The following is a 15482-nucleotide window of genomic DNA, read 5'->3' as shown; positions in this document are numbered from 1 at the left end:
CTGATAGGGTGTCTGCGTCTTGAGCACACCATAGGCAATCTGCAGCAGCTTGCGCATGGCCGCGCCCAGGGCGCTCATCTTGGCTTTCCCGCGTGCCAGCAGACGCTGGTAAAGCGCTTTGACCGTGGGATTGTGCTGTTTGGCCACAATGGCCCCCATGTAGAGCTTGGCCCGCAGCCGAGGCTGCCCCGCTTTGGTCAAGCGTGGTTTGCCTTTTACCGACGTCCCCGAGTCCCAGGGGCGTGGAACCAGGCCCGCATAGGCCGCGCATTGTCGGGCACAGCCAAAGTCGCGGCTGTGCAGAAACGCCAGCAGGTGGCGGGAAAGGACATCCCCGATGCCCTGGATGCTCCGCAGCAGCTCCCGGTTGCGTTTGAGCTGGTCGTGCCGGTCGATGTGGTCGTCGATCTCCTGCTTCAGGCGTTCGGCCTCCTGACGCAGGGCACTGAGCATCGTATCGATGGAGGCCACTACGCTGAGGCTGGCCTGACTGACCTCGGCTTTTTCCCGCCGGTTCAGTTCGCGCTGGAGGTCCTCCTGCAACGCCTCATACCGCACGATCATCGCTTTCAGCTCGCGGATCTCCCGCGCCTCCGGCAACCAGCGTCGGGCCTTTTGGGTCGCGCCAAAACGGGCGAGCACCAGGCTGTCCTGCTTGTCCGTCTTACCGCGAATACCCAGGCTGCGCGCATATTCGCGGACTTGCGCCGGGTTCAGGACGAAGACCTGAACGCCACGGTCGTGCAGGTAATACGCCAAGGATTCGTGGTAGACCCCGGTGGCCTCAAGGAACACCTTCAGTTCCCCGGCGGCAACGCCACTGTGGGTGCAGCACCACTCGATCAAGGCGGCAAAGCCGTCTACTTGATTGGTAAATACCTTGGTCTTGACCTTCAGACTGTCCGGGTCGCGTAACCACAGACAGTCGAGCTTTTGCTTGCTGACATCGATTCCAATAACCGCCATCTCTCGATCCTTGCCTTGTTCATGCAGCCTCACTCCGGTGGAGGGGCTTGGATACCATTCAGGAGTTGGAGAAGAGGGCCGGGAGCACAATCTACGAAACAGAGTCGAGCTCTCAGGATGGGAACGGCTTTCCCGGCCCTGGGCAGTGAGGTAGCTAACCTCATTGCCCTGGAGAGATACAAGGATGGGGCGAGCGAAGCGATTCCCATTGTTTTCGGCAGTCCCGCTGATGGGCATCGCCGGCTCAATCCAGGCTGCTGCCCCGGAAAGGCCCTCCAGTCGGCAGACGAAAGCCTTGGCACCGCTATACTGCGCAGCCATTCCGGAGCCGATGCATGAGCCTGTTTCGCGATGCCTGGCAGCATGCCCCTACCCATCGACGGGTCTGGGCACTGGCCGCACCGATGATCCTTTCGAATATTTCCGTGCCCTTGGTGGCGCTGGTGGACAGCACTGTGGTCGGCCACTTGCCCCACGCCCACCAGCTGGGCGCGGTGGCGGTGGGCAGCACCCTCTACGCCCTGATGATCGGCGTGCTCGGTTTCCTGCGCATGGGCACTACCGGTTTTGCCGCCCAGGCCGCCGGGCGCGCCGATGGCGGCGCGTTGCGCCAGGTGCTGCTGCAGGGCCTGGGGTTGGCAGTGATGCTGGCGTTGCTGCTGGGCCTGCTGGCGATCCCCTTCAGCGACTTCGCCCTGGCGCTGATGGCGCCCTCTGCGGAGTTGGACCAGATGACCCGCGAGTTCTTCCACCTGCGCCTGCTGGGCCTGCCGGCAGCGCTGGCCAACTACGCGCTGGTGGGCTGGTTCCTCGGTACACAGAACGCCCGCGCGCCGCTGGCGATCCTGCTGGCCACCAACCTGGCCAACATCGCCCTGGCGCTTTGGTTCGTGCTGGGGCTGGACTGGGACGTGGCCGGCGCCGCCAAGGCGGCCGTGGTGGCCGAGTGGTGCGGCGCCCTGATCGGCCTGGCGCTGACCCGAGGCGCGCTGCGACGCCATCCGGGGCGGATCGCACCGCGAGCGCTGTCCCGCTGGAGCAGTTGGCGTCCGCTGCTGGCGGTGAACCGCGACATCTTCATCCGCTCCCTGGCGCTGCAACTGGTGTTTTTTCTGCTCACGGTGCAGGGCACCCGCCTGGGCGATGCCACGGTGGCGGCCAACGCCCTGTTGCTCAATGGCCTGCTGGTGACGGCCTACGCCCTGGACGGGCTGGCCCACGCGGTGGAGGCCCTGTGCGGCCACGCCATCGGAGCTCAGGACCGCGCCGGCCTGCGCCGCGCGCTGCTGGTGGCCGGAGGCTGGTCACTGCTGGCGAGCCTGGTCTTCGCGCTGTTCTTCCTGGTCGGCGGCGGGCTGTTCATCGACCTGCAGAGCGATATCGCTGAGGTGCGCGCGGTAGCCCACCGCTACCTGCCCTACCTGGCAGCACTGCCCCTGGTGGCTGTCTGGAGCTACCTGCTGGACGGCCTCTTCATCGGCGCCACCCGCGCCCGGGAGATGCGCAACGCCATGCTGGTGGCGGTAGCGCTTAGCCTGCCGCTGGGATGGGGGCTACAGTTTCTCGGCAACCACGGACTCTGGCTGGCCTTCCTCGCGTTCATGCTGTTGCGCGGGATCAGCCTGGGCAGCCTGGCCTGGCGCCTGGGCAAGCGCGATGCCTGGTTCACCGGCACGCACGCACAAGGAGCGGAGCGAATGTAATGCGATGCCGGGCAGACCGGCCGCAAGCGCGGCGAGCGCAGCCCCGGCAAGGATGACCATAACCACAACCGACCTGATGACCTGAAGGAGTTCCCATGGGACAAGCCGTCGCCGCGTACCTGCATTTCCTCTCGATCTTCGTGCTCTTCGCCCTGCTCACCCTCGAGCACCGCCTGTTCAAGCTGCCGCTGGACCTGGAACGCGCCCGCAGCCTGGTGCGCATCGACATGGCCTACGGCCTCAGCGCGGGTGCGGTACTGGTCACCGGCCTGGCGCGGGTGTTCTGGTACGGCAAGGGGGTGGACTACTACCTGCACAACTCGGTGTTCCACGCCAAGATGGGGCTGTTCGTGCTGATCGCCGCGCTTTCCAGCTACCCCACCTTCGTCTTCCTCAACTGGCGCAACGACCTGAAGGCCGGGGTGGTACCGATGCTGGGCACGCGCAAGGCGAAACTGGTGATCATGACCATCCGCCTGGAACTGCTGCTGGTGCTGATCATGCCGCTGCTGGCGGCGCTGATGGCGCGGGGCTTCGGAGTGATCGGGAGCTGAGCCGGCGCCGTTGGGCTTTGCGTAGCTCAACGGAACGCCGCCCGGCCCAATCTACAGCTGCACGTCGGGGAAGGGTTCGGGAGCGAACACCGGGTTGAAGGACAGTCGCTCCCGTGCCTGCTGCAGGGCGGTGGCCACCGCCACCTCACCACCGGCCAAACCCTGCAGGTGGATGTACTCCACATGGTGCAGGCCGATGATGCCCAGCACGTGGCGCAGGTACGGGGAGAGGAAGTCCATCTGCTTGGCCTTGGCCCCCAGGTAATGCCCGCCGGAACTCAGCACCACGAAGGTGGGCCGATCCTCCAGCAGCCCGATGCGCTGGCCATCGTGGATCTCGAAGGTGCGGCGGATGCGCACCACATAGTCCAGCCAGAGCTTCAGTGCCGCCGGCACCATGTAGTTGTGCATGGGGGTGGAGATCAGCAGGTACTGGCTTGCCTCCAGCTCTCCGATCAGCTGCTCGGAGAGGAGGAAGGCCTCCTCCTCGCAGTTGGACTTGCCCACCACCGCCTCGGCATAGCCCGCGCAGAGCGGCGGCAGCGGGTCGCGCACCAGGTTGCGCACTGTCACTTCGGCTTTCGGGTGGATACGCCGGGCCATTTCCCGCGCCAGCTGGCCGCCGGGCGAGGCCTGGTCGTTGGGGCTGCATTCGATCAGAAGGACGCGTGGCATGGGGGGAAGCTCCCGACAGAGTGAAAAGGACTGGCGGAAATGAAAGCGCCGGACGGGAGATTTTGCCAGGGGGTTGGTCGGGTCGTTGGTAGGTTGGTGCCGAGCCTGCGAGACACAACGAGCCGCGGGCGCTAGCCGAAATGTTGGGCTTCGCTTCTCTCAGCGCCAACCTACGGGGCCGCTTTGCGGCCCATGAAGAAAAAGCCCGGCGCGGGGCCGGGCTTCTTCGATCACCTGAACGATCAGGACGACAGGTAGGAGGAGCGAGTCAGCCCCAGGCGCAGCGCGTCGACGTACTGCGTGCGCTCGCGCGGGCTCAGCTTGGCGCTGGAGACCTTGTCGCGGTAGTGCGCCATCAGTTCTTCGGGTGACAGGTGCACATAGCGCAGCATGTCTTCGATGGTGTCGTGGGTCTCGATGCCGGCGTGGTACACGCTGCCATCCTCGCGCTGGTAGACGTTCACCGAGTCGGTGTCGCCGAACAGGTTGTGCATGTCGCCGAGAATTTCCTGGTAGGCGCCCACCAGGAACACGCCCAGCAGATAGTCCTCGCCCTCGCGCACCTCATGCACGGGCATGCTGGTCTCGATGCTCTGCTCGTCGACGTACTGGTTGATCTTGCCGTCGGAGTCGCAGGTCAGGTCCTGCAGCACGGCGCGGCGCAGCGGTTCTTCGTCCAGGCGGTGCAGCGGGATGATCGGCAGCACCTGGTCGATGGCCCAGGTGTCCGGCAGGCTCTGGAACACCGAGAAGTTGCAGATGTACTTCTCCGCCAGCTTGTCATTCAGCTCGTCGAGCACCTGCCGGTGCGAGCGCTGGCGCGCCTTGAGCTGGTTGTGCAGGCGGCGGCAGATGGCGAAGTAGGTCTGCTCGGCCAGGGCCTTCTCGGCCAGGGTCAGCTTGCCTTCGGCGTACTGCGCTGCAACATCGCCCATGTAGTGGGTGGCGCGCCAGTAGGTTTCGGTGACCATCTCGGCATCGGTCGGGCCCAGCAGCTCGGCGAGCCAGCGAACGGCCTCGGGCAGCTCCTCGATGTTGGCGATCTTCGGCACTTCGTCGTTGTGGCGCTCGACGTCGGTAACCTGCATCACCAGCACGGCGTGGTGCGCGGTCATGGCGCGGCCGCTCTCGGAGAAGATGTGCGGGTGCGGCAGGCCCTGGGCGTCGCAGAACTCCTTGAGCATGCCCACCACCACGCCGGCATAGTCGTCCATGTCGTAGTTGATCGAGCTGGCGTTGCGCGAGTGGGTGCCGTCGTAGTCCACACCCAGGCCGCCGCCGACGTCGATGTGGTCCACCGGCAGGCCGAGGCTGCGCAGTTCGGCGTAGTAGCGGATGGCTTCCTTGAAGCCGTGCTGGTAGTCGGCCAGGTTGGCGATCTGCGAGCCCATGTGGAAGTGCAACAGGCGCACGCCCTGGTCCAGGCCGGCCTTGCGGAAGCGCTCGACTACCGAGAGGATCTGCGCGGCGGACAGGCCGAACTTGGACTTTTCGCCGCCGGTATCGGCCCACTTGGACGAGGCCAGGGACGACAGGCGCACACGCAGGCCCACCTGCGGCGCTACCTTGAGCTCAGCGGCGATGTCGATGACGAATTGGACCTCGGCTTCCTTCTCGATGACGATGAAGACGTTGTGGCCGAGCTTCTGGCCCATCAGCGCCAGGCGAATGAACTCGCGGTCCTTGTAGCCGTTGCAGACGATGGTGCCGCCCTTGGGCGCCAGCGCCAGCACCGCCAGCAGCTCGGGCTTGGAGCCGGCTTCCAGGCCGATGGAGACGTTCTGGGTGGCGATGATGTTTTCCACCACCGCCTCCTGCTGGTTGACCTTGATCGGGTACAGGGCGGTGTAGCGACTCTGGTATTCCAGGCGTTCGATATTGGCGTCGAAGGCGCCGGTCAGCTGGCGCACACGCTCTTGCAGGATGTCCGGGAAGCGCACCAGCAGCGGCAGGCTGAGCCCCGCCTCGCGCAACTTGTCGACTTGCTCGAAGAGGTCGAACGGCGCGCTCTGCGGGCCGCGCGGGCGAACTTCGACGCGGCCGGCTTCGTTGATCGCGAAAAAGCCGGCGCCCCAGTGGCGAATGCCATAGACACTGCGACTGTCGGCCACGGTCCAGCTGGTGCCATCGTCCTTGCGCGTGCGTCGTGCAGACATCGGTTTCCCCCTGTGGGATAGAAAAGTGCCAGGCCCGCCGGATCGTGCCGGGCGGGCTTGGACAGGTTAATTCGGTCGTATGACGTTGGAGTGTTGACCGCGTTTTCCCGCAGTCAGTTTAGAAAGCCGTGGCTCAGCCGCCGGATTTCTTGGCCTTGAAGCCGCGCTTGGCGAGTTCTTCAAGCAACAGGTCCACGTGGTCGCCCTGGATCTCGATCACGCCGTCCTTCAGTGCTCCACCGGTTCCACAGCGGCGTTTCAACGCGCTGGCCAGCTCCTTCAGGGCGTCTTCGGCCAGCGGCACGCCGCTGACGGTGGTGACGGTCTTGCCGCCACGGCCCTTGGTTTCCCGGCGCACGCGGGCAATGCCGTCGCCAGCAGGCACAGTGGCTTGCTTGCAGATGCAGGCATCGAGGGGCTGGCGGCATTCCGGGCAGTGCCGGCCGCTGTCGGTGGAGTACACCAAACCGCCGAGGGCGGCAAAGGACGAAGCTTTCTTGACCACCGGCTTTCCTCGTAGGGGTCAGGATAGCGACTGGTCGGCGGGGTGCCGACCGCGAAGCCCCACTCTGGCAGGGGCAGCGCAGCCTGGCCGGGAGGCCAGGGTTGAAAGGGGGCGAAATTTAGCAGCATTCGCGGCGAATGCTAAGTACGAAAATGCGCCATTGATCGACAGAATGGCGACTCCGTGCAGCATCCCGCACGAAAAGGTCCGGGATTCTGCACAAACCCGCGCCGCACGCGGATTTGGTGAACCTTTCGTAGGTTGGGCCGGGCGGCGTTCCGCAGAGCGCAGCGAAGCCCAACGAATGCATAGCCGGCGACCTCGGACGTTGGGCTTCGCATAGCTCAGCCCAACCTACAAGGATGCGAGGTACAGCTTCAGCGCCTTGAGGGAGTCAGGGCAGCAGGGGTTCAGGGCCAGGGCTTCGTCCAGGCTCATGAAGCGTGCTTCCAGCACTTCTTCCGGCTGCAGCTTCAGCGGCGCGTCGGAGACGGCCGAGAACACCGCGCCCCAGAGGCGGTTGCCCGGCTCGTCGAAAAAGAAGCGGCCATGCTCGCGCAGGGGCACGCCACTGACGCCGAGCTCCTCCTCCAGCTCGCGGGCGGCGGATTCGGCGTAGTCCTCGCCTTCCTGCACCATGCCGCCGGCCGCCACGTCCCAATAGCCCGGATAGAGCGCCTTGCTCAGGGTGCGCCGGTGCACGCAGAGCTGGCCGGCGGAATTGAACAGCAGGATGAAGGTTCCGCGGGAAATCAGTCCGCGCTCGCGCAGCTCGGCGCGCGGCAGGCCGCCGAGGGGGCGGTCCTCCTCGTCGACCCAGGTCACCCGTTCGGCGTCGGAGGCGGCGCGGTGGGCCGCCTCGCGTTCGTCGATTGCCATCAGCCCTGCTCCAGCAGCTGGCGCAGGTCGATCACCGCAGCGTTGGCGCGGGAAATGTAGTTGGCCATCACCAGAGAATGGTTGGCCAGAATGCCGTAGCCGCTGCCATTCAGCACCATGGGGCTCCACAGGGGCTCCTGGGCCGCCTCCAGCTCGCGGATGATCTGGCGCACGCTGATGGTGGCGTTCTTCTTCGCCAGCACGTCGGCGAAGTCGACCTCGATGGCGCGCAGGATGTGGGACAGCGCCCAGGCCTGGCCACGGGCTTCATAGAAGACGTTGTCGATCTGTAGCCAGGGGGTCTCGACTACCTCCTCGCTCACTTCCGGCACCTTGCCGGTAGCGGCTGCCGCTTCCGGGCTGATGTCGGTGTTCAGGCGCACCCGGCCGACGCTGGCGGAGAGGCGCTGGGACAACGAACCGAGGCGGGTGGCGACGTCGCCCAGCCAGTTGTTCAGGTTGTCGGCGCGGGTATAGAACTGCGCGTTTGGCTGATTGGGGTTAGCCAGTCGGGCCAGGTAACGATCCAGCGAGCGGATGCCTTCCTGATACTCGGACTCGGAAGCGGGCAGGGCCCAGCTCTTGTTGTCGAAGTTGAAACGCGGCTCGGCCTTGGCCAGGTCCGGGTCTTCGGTGGACTGCGACTGGGAACGGGCGAAGTCCTTGCGCAGGGCGCGGGACAGGTCGCGCACCTGGACCAGCACGCCGTACTCCCAGCTGGGCATGTTGTCCAGCCACAGGCCGGGGGGCGCCAGGTCGTTGGTCACATAGCCGCCGCTCTTGTCGAGCAGGGTCTGGGCGACCGTCTTGAGGGTTTCCACCGTGGTGTAGCCGCTGACCATCTGGCGCCCCGCCCGCTCGGCGGCAGCCTGGGCATTTTGCTGCACCGGGAAGAGATCGGGCTCGCGGCTCCAGTACCAGCCCACCACCACGCAGGCCAGCAGGTAGATCACCAGCAGGCTGGCGAGGGCACGGCTCAGCCAGATACCGCCCAGGTAGCTGCGCACGTCGTCAACCGAATCATCGACGCGGTCACGCGCGTCGCCCATACGCTTCTTCCAGTCCAGCATGGCAGTGTCCTTCAAGTTTCGATCAGCACGGATAAGGTTCGACCACGATCCGCAGCGGTGGTTGTGGCCGAGCCCAGCACTATAAGGGAAGCGCGACCGCCGCGCAGTGGCCGCGGGCCAAACCATCAGCCGGTGCGCCGGTCCTGTAAACCTCCGGGTCGCAAATTGACGATATCGACCCAGAGCATGTGGCAATAGCGGGACAGATGGCACTGGTGTACCCGTCACAAGGTGATAGCATAGAGCCATCACTCGATCGCCTCCAGGCGACACACCCCCTCAAGAAGCCGGGCCATGACCGAGCACGAAGATCCGAGCCGCGACCGCCTCAAGAATCACTTCGCCCAGCGCGTCATCAACCAGGCCCGGCATGTGCTGGAGATCTGGCAGCGTCTGCAACGCAGCGAATGGAACCTGGCCTGCATGACCGAACTGGCCGAGGCCAGCCTCAACCTGCAGCGCTATGCCGAACGCTTCGAGCAGACCGAGCATAGCCGCCTGGCGGTGGCCATCGGCAACTGCCTGCGCGGCGTGGAGGAGAATCGCGGTCGGCTGTCCAGCGACCTGATCACCGAGCTCAGCCTGCTGATGCAGCGGCTCTCGCGTACCGGCCTGCGCCATGGCGACCAGTTCGAGCAGACCTTCCTGCCCCCGCTGCGCAAGCCGGTGTACCTGGCGCTGCAGAGCGAGGACCGCGCCGGGCGCCTGGTCCAGCAACTGGAGTTCTTCGGCCTCAACGCCCAACGCCTGGACAGCGCCAGCGCCTTTCGCGCGGCCATGGCCGAACGGCACCCGGCGGCCATCGTCCTGGAAATCGACTTCGCCGGACCGGGCCAGGGCCTGGAGCTGGCGCGGGAGGCCCAGCAGGGCCTGGAGCAGAAGCTGCCGATCATCTTCTTCAGCCACGAGGAAACCGATGCCCCGACCCGCCTGGCGGCCGTGCGCGCCGGCGGCCAGGAATTCTTCACCGGCGCCCTGGACGCCTCCAGCCTGCTGGAGAAGCTGGAAACCCTGACCCGTACCGCCCATTACGACCCGTTCAAGGTGCTGATCGTCGACGACTCCCGCGCCCAGGCCACCCATACCGAGCTGGTTCTCAACTCCGCCGGCATCGTCACCCGGGTCATCACCGAGCCGGTGCAGGCCCTGCTGGCCCTGGCCGACTTCCAGCCCGACCTGATCATCCTCGACATGTACATGCCCGAGTGCCTGGGCACCGAGCTGGCCAAGGTGATCCGCCAGCACGAGCGCTACGTCAGCGTGCCGATCATCTACCTGTCCGCCGAGGACGACCTGAACAAGCAGCTGGACGCCATGAGCGAAGGCGGCGACGACTTCCTCACCAAGCCGATCAAGCCGCGCCACCTGATCGCCACCGTACGCACCCGCGCTACTCGCGCACGCAGCCTGAAGGCGCGCATGGTCCGCGACAGCCTCACGGGCCTGTTCAACCACACCCACACCCTGCAGCTGCTGGAAGACGCCAGCTCCAGGGCGCGGCGCGACGGCAAGCCGCTGTGCTTCGCCATGCTCGACATCGACCACTTCAAGAAGGTCAACGACACCTATGGCCACCCCATGGGTGACCGCGTGATCAAGAGCCTGGCGCTGTTCCTCAAGCAGCGCCTGCGCAAGACCGACCATATCGGCCGCTACGGCGGCGAGGAATTCGCCGTGGTGCTTCCAGACACCGACCTGGAAGCCGCGCACCGGGTGCTGGAGGCGATCCGCCGGCGCTTCGCCGAGATTCGCTACCCGGCGCAGCCCCACGATCTGTCCTGTACCTTCAGCTGCGGCATCGCCCAGCTGCGTGACGGCCTGGACATCAACCAACTGTCCAAGCAGGCGGACGAAGCGCTCTACCGCGCCAAGCACGGCGGTCGCAACCGGGTGGAGCTGCACCGGGACTGAGGCCCGTCGTCACGGGACTGTCACCAAACAGCAATATCATCTGGCCACCCCTCAGAAGTCTGTCGAGGACAGGATGCGCCTGAAGCTACTCACCAACCTCATCACCCTGCTGCTGGTCACCGTGTGCCTGGCGCTGGGGGCCACCCTCTGGTGGTCGCAACAGGCCCTGGAACGGCCCTACCAGCTGATGGAGCAGTACCTGGAGCTGGCCCAGCGCTTCCGCGGCGAGGTGGCGGACAACGTCCAGGTCTACCTCGCGAGCGGCGACGCCTTGCGCCACAGTGCCGCCAGCCAGGGCATCGACAGCCTGGAACAGCGCCTCGGCCAGCTGCCAGCCGAACTCACCGACGAACTGCTGCCAAGCTTCAATGAACTGCGCGAATTCACCCGTGGCGAACTGCTGGCTGCCGGCAAGCTGGCGGGCGACCCGCAAGGACTGCTGATCCAGGCCGAGCGGGAGATCGCCGGCGCCCTCGACCAGTTGGCCCAGTACGCCGGCTCGGCCAGCACGGCGGCCGCCGCCGACTACCGTGCGCCGCTGTTCGCCGCCGCCCAGCACCTCAACCGCCTGAGCCAGGCCCGCGCCAAGCTGGTGGCCAGCGGTCACGACGAGCTGGCCGCCGACGCCCTGCGCGAACTGGAAGCCCTGGGCCACGACAGCGCCCGGCTGGAGCAGTTACCCCTGCTCGGCGTGACCGATAGCGGCGGCTCGGCGGCCGACGACTTCGCCGCGATGATGGGCCTGGAAAGCAACAGCGAAGCCAGCCAGGCCGAGGACCGCGGCGCCGCCCTCAAGCGTGAGCTGGCGGGCCTCCTCAAGCGCTACCCCGGCGAACTGGCCCGCACCCGCGAACTGATCCAGCGCCGCGCCGAGTTGGTCGCCACGACCGCCCAGCGGGTCGATGCCCTGCAGGCGGCGCTCGCCGCCCTGGAGCCCCAGGTGCGCGCCGAGCACGGCCGCATCCAGGGCGAGGTCCGGCTGATCCAGGGTCTGATGATCGGCCTGATCCTGCTCATCGCCCTGTCCATCGACCGCATCCAGCGTCGCCTGACCCAGGTGCTCGGTCGGCTGGTCGGCGCCCTGGGAGCCTGGGCCGCCGGCGATTTCAGCCAGCCTATGGCGCTGGGCTCCAGCACACGCGACCTGCGCCTGATCGAAGACTCCCTCAACCGCCTCCGGGACTATCTGGGCGAACTGGTGGGCACCATCCGCCAGCACGCCGAACAGGTGGCCGGCAGCAGCAGCGCCCTGGCCGAACTGAACAACGGCCTGCACGCCGGCGCCGAGGACCAGGCCGGCGGCACCGCACAGATCCGCGACGCCCTGGGCGAACTGGAAAGCACCATCCAGCAGGTGGCCGGCGACGCCAGCCTGGCCGCGGATGCCAGCCGCGATGCCGGGCGCGCCGTGGAACAGGGCCAGAGCGTGATCGACCAGAGCCTGGCCGGGCTGCACCAACTGGTAGGCGAGGTGCAGAACAACGCCCAGGCGGTGGAGCGCCTGGCCGAGGAAACCGAGACCATTGACAAGGTGCTGACGGTGATCCGCGGCATTGCCGAGCAGACCAACCTGCTGGCGCTCAACGCGGCCATCGAGGCCGCCCGCGCCGGCGAGATGGGCCGTGGCTTCGCCGTGGTCGCCGACGAGGTCCGCTCCCTGGCCCAGCGCACCGCCGGCGCCACCGCCGAGATCCAGCAACTGATCGCGCGCCTGCAGCAGGCTGCGCGGCACTCGGTGGACGCCATGCGCATCCAGGTGGAGCACGCCGAGACCAGCGCCGAGCAGGCCGCGGCCGCCGATGGCGCGTTGGTGGAAGTGGTCAGCGCCATCCGCACCATCGCCAGCATGGCCGAGCGCATCGCCGACGCCACGGCCCAGCAGAGCGGCGCGGTCCGCGATATCCGCGACCACAGCGAGCAGATCCACCAGCAGGGTGGCGACAACCTGGCACGCATCGGCGAAAGCCGTAGCCAGGGCGAGCGCCTGCTGCAACTGGGTGGTGAGCTCCACACGGCGGTACAGGCCTTCCGCGTCTGAGGCGCGACCTATTGTCGCGCCCGAGTTCTCTGTAGGAGCGAGCTTGCTCGCGAAAGGCCCCGTGCAATGCGATTCGCGAGCAAGCTCGCTCCTACATCAACCTGGGACAAAGCTGCTTACAGCTGCGAACCTGCAGGAAAGGCCCGAGATTCGCTATGATGCGGGCACTTTCCGACCAAGAGACCTCCATGCGCCGCCTGCTGAGCCTGATCCTGCTGCTGGTGGCCCTGCCCGTCGCCGCAGGGCTGCTGGACAACCGCCCGAGCCCGAACCTGGGTGCCTCCCTCAATAACAGCGGCGACTTCCTGCCGGTACGCGAGGCCTTCCGCCTCAGCCTGGTGGAAAGCACGCCGACCTCGGTGAAGTTGCGCTTCACCAATGCCGAGGGCTACTACCTCTACCGCCACCGCTTCCAGTTCCGCGCCGAGCCTGCCGACAGCGGCCTTGGCCAAGCGGTGTTGCCGGCGGGCAAGCAGAAGACAGACGAATACTTCGGCGACGTCGAGGTGTACTACGGCGTGCTGGACGTGGACCTGCCCATCGACCCCGCGCGCACGCCGCCGGCCGAACTGCGGGTGACCTACCAGGGCTGCGCCGACAAGGGCCTGTGCTACCCACCGGAAACGGAAGTGCTCAAGCTGGCCGACGGCCCACAGGCCAGCGGCGGTAGCGTTGTCGGTAGCGCCAGCAGCAAGGGCTGGAGCTGGCACGAACTGGCCCTGTTCTTCCTTGCCGGCCTGGGCCTGACCTTCACCCCCTGCGTGCTGCCGATGCTGCCGATCCTCTCCGGCGTGGTCCTGCGCGGCCAGACCGGTGGTGGCCGCGGCCTGGTGCTGTCGCTGGCCTACGTGCTGCCGATGGCTGCCTGTTTCGCCGTGCTGGGCGCGCTGATGGGCATGTTCGGTGCCGAACTCAACCTCCAGGCGCGGCTGCAATCGCCCTGGGTGCTAGTGCCCTTCGCCGGCTTCTTCACACTGTTCGCCCTGGCCATGTTCGGCCTCTTCGAGCTGCGCCTGCCGCGCGCCATCAGCGGTCCGCTGGACACCCTGGCGGGTAGCACCAAGGGTGGCTCGATCTGGAGCGCAGCCCTGCTCGGCGTTCTCTCCAGCCTGCTGGTATCGCCCTGCGTATCCGCGCCCCTGGCCGGCGCCCTGCTCTATATCAGTGCGAGCGGCGACGCCCTGGGTGGCGGTCTGAAGCTCTTCGCCCTCGGCCTCGGCATGGGCGCGCCCCTGGTGCTCTTCGCCACCGGCGGCGGCGCACTGCTGCCCAGGGCCGGCCATTGGATGGTGGCCGTGCGCAACGCCTTCGGCGTGCTGCTGCTGGCGGTAGCCGTGTGGATGCTCGAACGGGTCCTGCCCGGCCCGCTGGCCCTCGGCCTCTGGGGCCTGCTGGCGGGCGGCGCGGCGCTCTTCCTCGGGGCCCTGGAATTCACCCCCAAGGCGCCCCGCGAGCGCCTGGCGCAACTGGCCGGGCTGGTGCTGCTGGTCTATGCGGTAGCCGCCTGGACCGGCGCCCTCAAGGGCGAGTCCGATCCGCTGCGCCCCCTCGGCCGTGTGCACCTTGCTGGTGCGCCGGCAACCACACCGGCTGCCGACCAGTGGCAGACCATCAAGACCCCGGCGCAACTCGACGCCGCCCTCGGCGACGCCAAGGCCGCTGGCCAGCCGCTGTTGCTGGACTGGTATGCCGACTGGTGCATTAGTTGCAAGGTCATCGAGCGTGAAGTCCTCACCGCCACGGAGGTTACCTCGCAGCTGGGCGGCTACCGGCTGATCCGCTTCGACATGACCGAAAGTAACGCCGAACAGCGCGCGCTGCTCGACCGCTACAAGCTGTTCGGCCCGCCCGCCGTCCTGTTCTTCGATGGCAAGGGTGACGAATTGGCCGATCTGCGTGTCGTAGGTGAAGTCGATGCCAAGGCCTTCGCCGTTCGTCTGCAACAGGCGAACGCATCGCACTAATGCATGTAACGTCATATATTTGCCGTAATCACCGGGCATCTTGTCGGCTATTGTTGACAACTGGACAGCCTTTTCGGCTTTCCGGCATAGTGCCGCCTGGCCTCCAATAAGGATTAATCAGCATGGCCACCCTGCTCGTCCTGCATGGCCCCAACCTCAACCTGCTGGGCACCCGTGAGCCCGACAAGTACGGCGCAACCACCCTGGCCGAGATCAACCAGGACCTGGAGCGGCGCGCCCGTGAGGCCGGCCATCACCTGATGTACCTGCAGAGCAATGCCGAGTACGAATTGATCGATCGAATCCACGCTGCCCGCGGCGAGGGAGTGGACTTCATCATCATCAATCCTGCTGCTTTCACGCATACAAGTGTCGCCCTACGTGACGCGATGCTCGCAGTGAGCATCCCATTCATCGAAGTGCACCTGTCCAACGTGCACAAACGAGAACCTTTCCGCCATCACTCCTACTTCTCCGACGTTGCTGTGGGAGTGATCTGCGGTCTGGGCGCCACCGGCTACCGCCTGGCCCTGGACGCGGCGCTAGAACACCTTGAACGCCCCTGACCTCACCCCTTGGGAGTTGATGATTAATGGATATCCGTAAAGTCAAGAAACTGATCGAACTGCTGGAAGAATCCGGTATCGACGAGCTGGAGATCCGCGAGGGCGAAGAGTCCGTGCGCATCAGCCGCCACAGCAACAAGGCCTTCGCCGGCCAGCCGATCTACGCCGCCGCTCCCGCTCCGGTAGCCGCCCCGGTTGCCGCTGCAGCCCCGGTCGCCGCCGAAGCCGCCGCTCCGGCAGCGCCGAAGCTGAACGGCAGCGTGGTCCGCTCGCCGATGGTCGGTACCTTCTACCGCTCGCCGTCCCCGACCACCGCTTCCTTCGTCGAAGTCGGCCAGAGCGTGAAGAAAGGCGACATCCTCTGCATCGTCGAAGCCATGAAGATGATGAACCACATCGAGGCCGAGACCAGCGGCGTGATCGAATCCGTCCTGGTGGAAAACGGTCAGCCGGTTGAGTACGACCAGCCGCTGTTCACCATCGTCTGAACCGCGG

Annotated in this window: 13 protein-coding genes; 7 read left to right on the top strand and 6 right to left on the bottom strand. The window is 66.3% G+C overall.

What is annotated here, in order from left to right:
- Positions 1 to 966: IS110 family transposase (locus tag E8F11_RS30140; protein ID WP_280287030.1), on the bottom strand; the 966-nt coding region annotated here is incomplete at its 3' end.
- Positions 967 to 1301: 335 nt separating this feature from the next.
- On the opposite strand from E8F11_RS30140, the gene E8F11_RS30135 reads away from it, so the two are divergent.
- Both E8F11_RS30135 and E8F11_RS30130 read left to right on the top strand, forming a co-directional pair.
- The gene (locus tag E8F11_RS30135; protein ID WP_280292582.1) at positions 1302 to 2669 is read left to right on the top strand and encodes an MATE family efflux transporter; all 1368 of its coding nucleotides are present in this window, start codon (positions 1302 to 1304) and stop codon (positions 2667 to 2669) included.
- Between the two features lie 95 nt (positions 2670 to 2764).
- Positions 2765 to 3223: a DUF2214 family protein gene (locus E8F11_RS30130; RefSeq protein ID WP_280292581.1), complete on the top strand. Its 459-nt coding sequence runs from the start codon at positions 2765 to 2767 to the stop codon at positions 3221 to 3223.
- 51 nt (positions 3224 to 3274) lie between these two features.
- Here E8F11_RS30130 and E8F11_RS30125 read toward each other — a convergent pair whose 3' ends face one another.
- The 5 genes from E8F11_RS30125 to E8F11_RS30105 form a co-directional block, all read right to left on the bottom strand.
- On the bottom strand, positions 3275 to 3898 hold the full coding sequence (locus E8F11_RS30125) for an NAD(P)H-dependent oxidoreductase (protein WP_280292580.1): 624 nt from the start codon (positions 3896 to 3898) through the stop codon (positions 3275 to 3277).
- Between the two features lie 242 nt (positions 3899 to 4140).
- Complete coding sequence (gene speA / locus E8F11_RS30120) at positions 4141 to 6054, bottom strand: arginine decarboxylase (protein WP_280292579.1); 1914 nt, start codon at positions 6052 to 6054, stop codon at positions 4141 to 4143.
- A gap of 133 nt (positions 6055 to 6187) precedes the next feature.
- Entirely contained in the window at positions 6188 to 6559 is a 372-nt protein-coding gene (locus tag E8F11_RS30115) for a translation initiation factor Sui1 (protein WP_280292578.1), read from the bottom strand.
- Between the two features lie 354 nt (positions 6560 to 6913).
- Positions 6914 to 7438: an NUDIX hydrolase gene (locus E8F11_RS30110; protein ID WP_280292577.1), complete on the bottom strand. Its 525-nt coding sequence runs from the start codon at positions 7436 to 7438 to the stop codon at positions 6914 to 6916.
- Positions 7438 to 8508, bottom strand: a complete 1071-nt coding sequence (locus E8F11_RS30105) for a DUF2333 family protein (protein WP_280292576.1) — start codon at positions 8506 to 8508, stop codon at positions 7438 to 7440. Before E8F11_RS30105 ends, E8F11_RS30110 begins: the two co-directional genes overlap by 1 nt.
- A gap of 294 nt (positions 8509 to 8802) precedes the next feature.
- On the opposite strand from E8F11_RS30105, the gene E8F11_RS30100 reads away from it, so the two are divergent.
- The 5 genes from E8F11_RS30100 (at position 8803) to accB (ending at position 15475) form a co-directional block, all read left to right on the top strand.
- Positions 8803 to 10419 (top strand): PleD family two-component system response regulator, encoded by a 1617-nt coding sequence (locus tag E8F11_RS30100; RefSeq protein ID WP_280292575.1) that lies wholly within the window; start codon positions 8803 to 8805, stop codon positions 10417 to 10419.
- A 73-nt stretch (positions 10420 to 10492) separates the two neighbouring features.
- On the top strand, positions 10493 to 12457 hold the full coding sequence (locus tag E8F11_RS30095) for a methyl-accepting chemotaxis protein (RefSeq protein WP_280292574.1): 1965 nt from the start codon (positions 10493 to 10495) through the stop codon (positions 12455 to 12457).
- Between the two features lie 188 nt (positions 12458 to 12645).
- Positions 12646 to 14421 carry a protein-disulfide reductase DsbD gene (locus E8F11_RS30090; RefSeq protein WP_280292573.1) on the top strand — a complete coding sequence of 592 codons (1776 nt, stop codon included), beginning with the start codon at positions 12646 to 12648 and terminating at the stop codon, positions 14419 to 14421.
- 122 nt (positions 14422 to 14543) lie between these two features.
- Positions 14544 to 14987, top strand: a complete 444-nt coding sequence (gene aroQ, locus E8F11_RS30085) for a type II 3-dehydroquinate dehydratase (RefSeq protein WP_151137447.1) — start codon at positions 14544 to 14546, stop codon at positions 14985 to 14987.
- Between the two features lie 26 nt (positions 14988 to 15013).
- The gene (gene accB / locus E8F11_RS30080; protein WP_280292572.1) at positions 15014 to 15475 is read left to right on the top strand and encodes an acetyl-CoA carboxylase biotin carboxyl carrier protein; all 462 of its coding nucleotides are present in this window, start codon (positions 15014 to 15016) and stop codon (positions 15473 to 15475) included.
- Positions 15476 to 15482: the final 7 nt, after the last annotated feature.

Origin of the sequence: Pseudomonas sp. BN417 (assembly GCF_029871205.1) — a bacterium.
In the GTDB taxonomy this organism is placed as follows: Bacteria; Pseudomonadota; Gammaproteobacteria; order Pseudomonadales; family Pseudomonadaceae; genus Metapseudomonas.
This window is presented reverse-complemented; position numbering and strand designations above follow the sequence as displayed.

Excerpts from the sequence above, each read along its gene's own strand:
- E8F11_RS30135 (WP_280292582.1), top strand. The coding sequence starts at position 1,302 with ATGAGCCTGTTTCGCGATGCCTGGCAGCATGCCCCTACCCATCGACGG.
- E8F11_RS30130 (WP_280292581.1), top strand. The coding sequence starts at position 2,765 with ATGGGACAAGCCGTCGCCGCGTACCTGCATTTCCTCTCGATCTTCGTG.
- E8F11_RS30125 (WP_280292580.1), bottom strand. The coding sequence starts at position 3,898 with ATGCCACGCGTCCTTCTGATCGAATGCAGCCCCAACGACCAGGCCTCG.
- speA (WP_280292579.1), bottom strand. The coding sequence starts at position 6,054 with ATGTCTGCACGACGCACGCGCAAGGACGATGGCACCAGCTGGACCGTG.
- E8F11_RS30110 (WP_280292577.1), bottom strand. The coding sequence starts at position 7,438 with ATGGCAATCGACGAACGCGAGGCGGCCCACCGCGCCGCCTCCGACGCC.
- E8F11_RS30105 (WP_280292576.1), bottom strand. The coding sequence starts at position 8,508 with ATGCTGGACTGGAAGAAGCGTATGGGCGACGCGCGTGACCGCGTCGAT.
- E8F11_RS30100 (WP_280292575.1), top strand. The coding sequence starts at position 8,803 with ATGACCGAGCACGAAGATCCGAGCCGCGACCGCCTCAAGAATCACTTC.
- E8F11_RS30095 (WP_280292574.1), top strand. The coding sequence starts at position 10,493 with ATGCGCCTGAAGCTACTCACCAACCTCATCACCCTGCTGCTGGTCACC.
- E8F11_RS30090 (WP_280292573.1), top strand. The coding sequence starts at position 12,646 with ATGCGCCGCCTGCTGAGCCTGATCCTGCTGCTGGTGGCCCTGCCCGTC.
- aroQ (WP_151137447.1), top strand. The coding sequence starts at position 14,544 with ATGGCCACCCTGCTCGTCCTGCATGGCCCCAACCTCAACCTGCTGGGC.
- accB (WP_280292572.1), top strand. The coding sequence starts at position 15,014 with ATGGATATCCGTAAAGTCAAGAAACTGATCGAACTGCTGGAAGAATCC.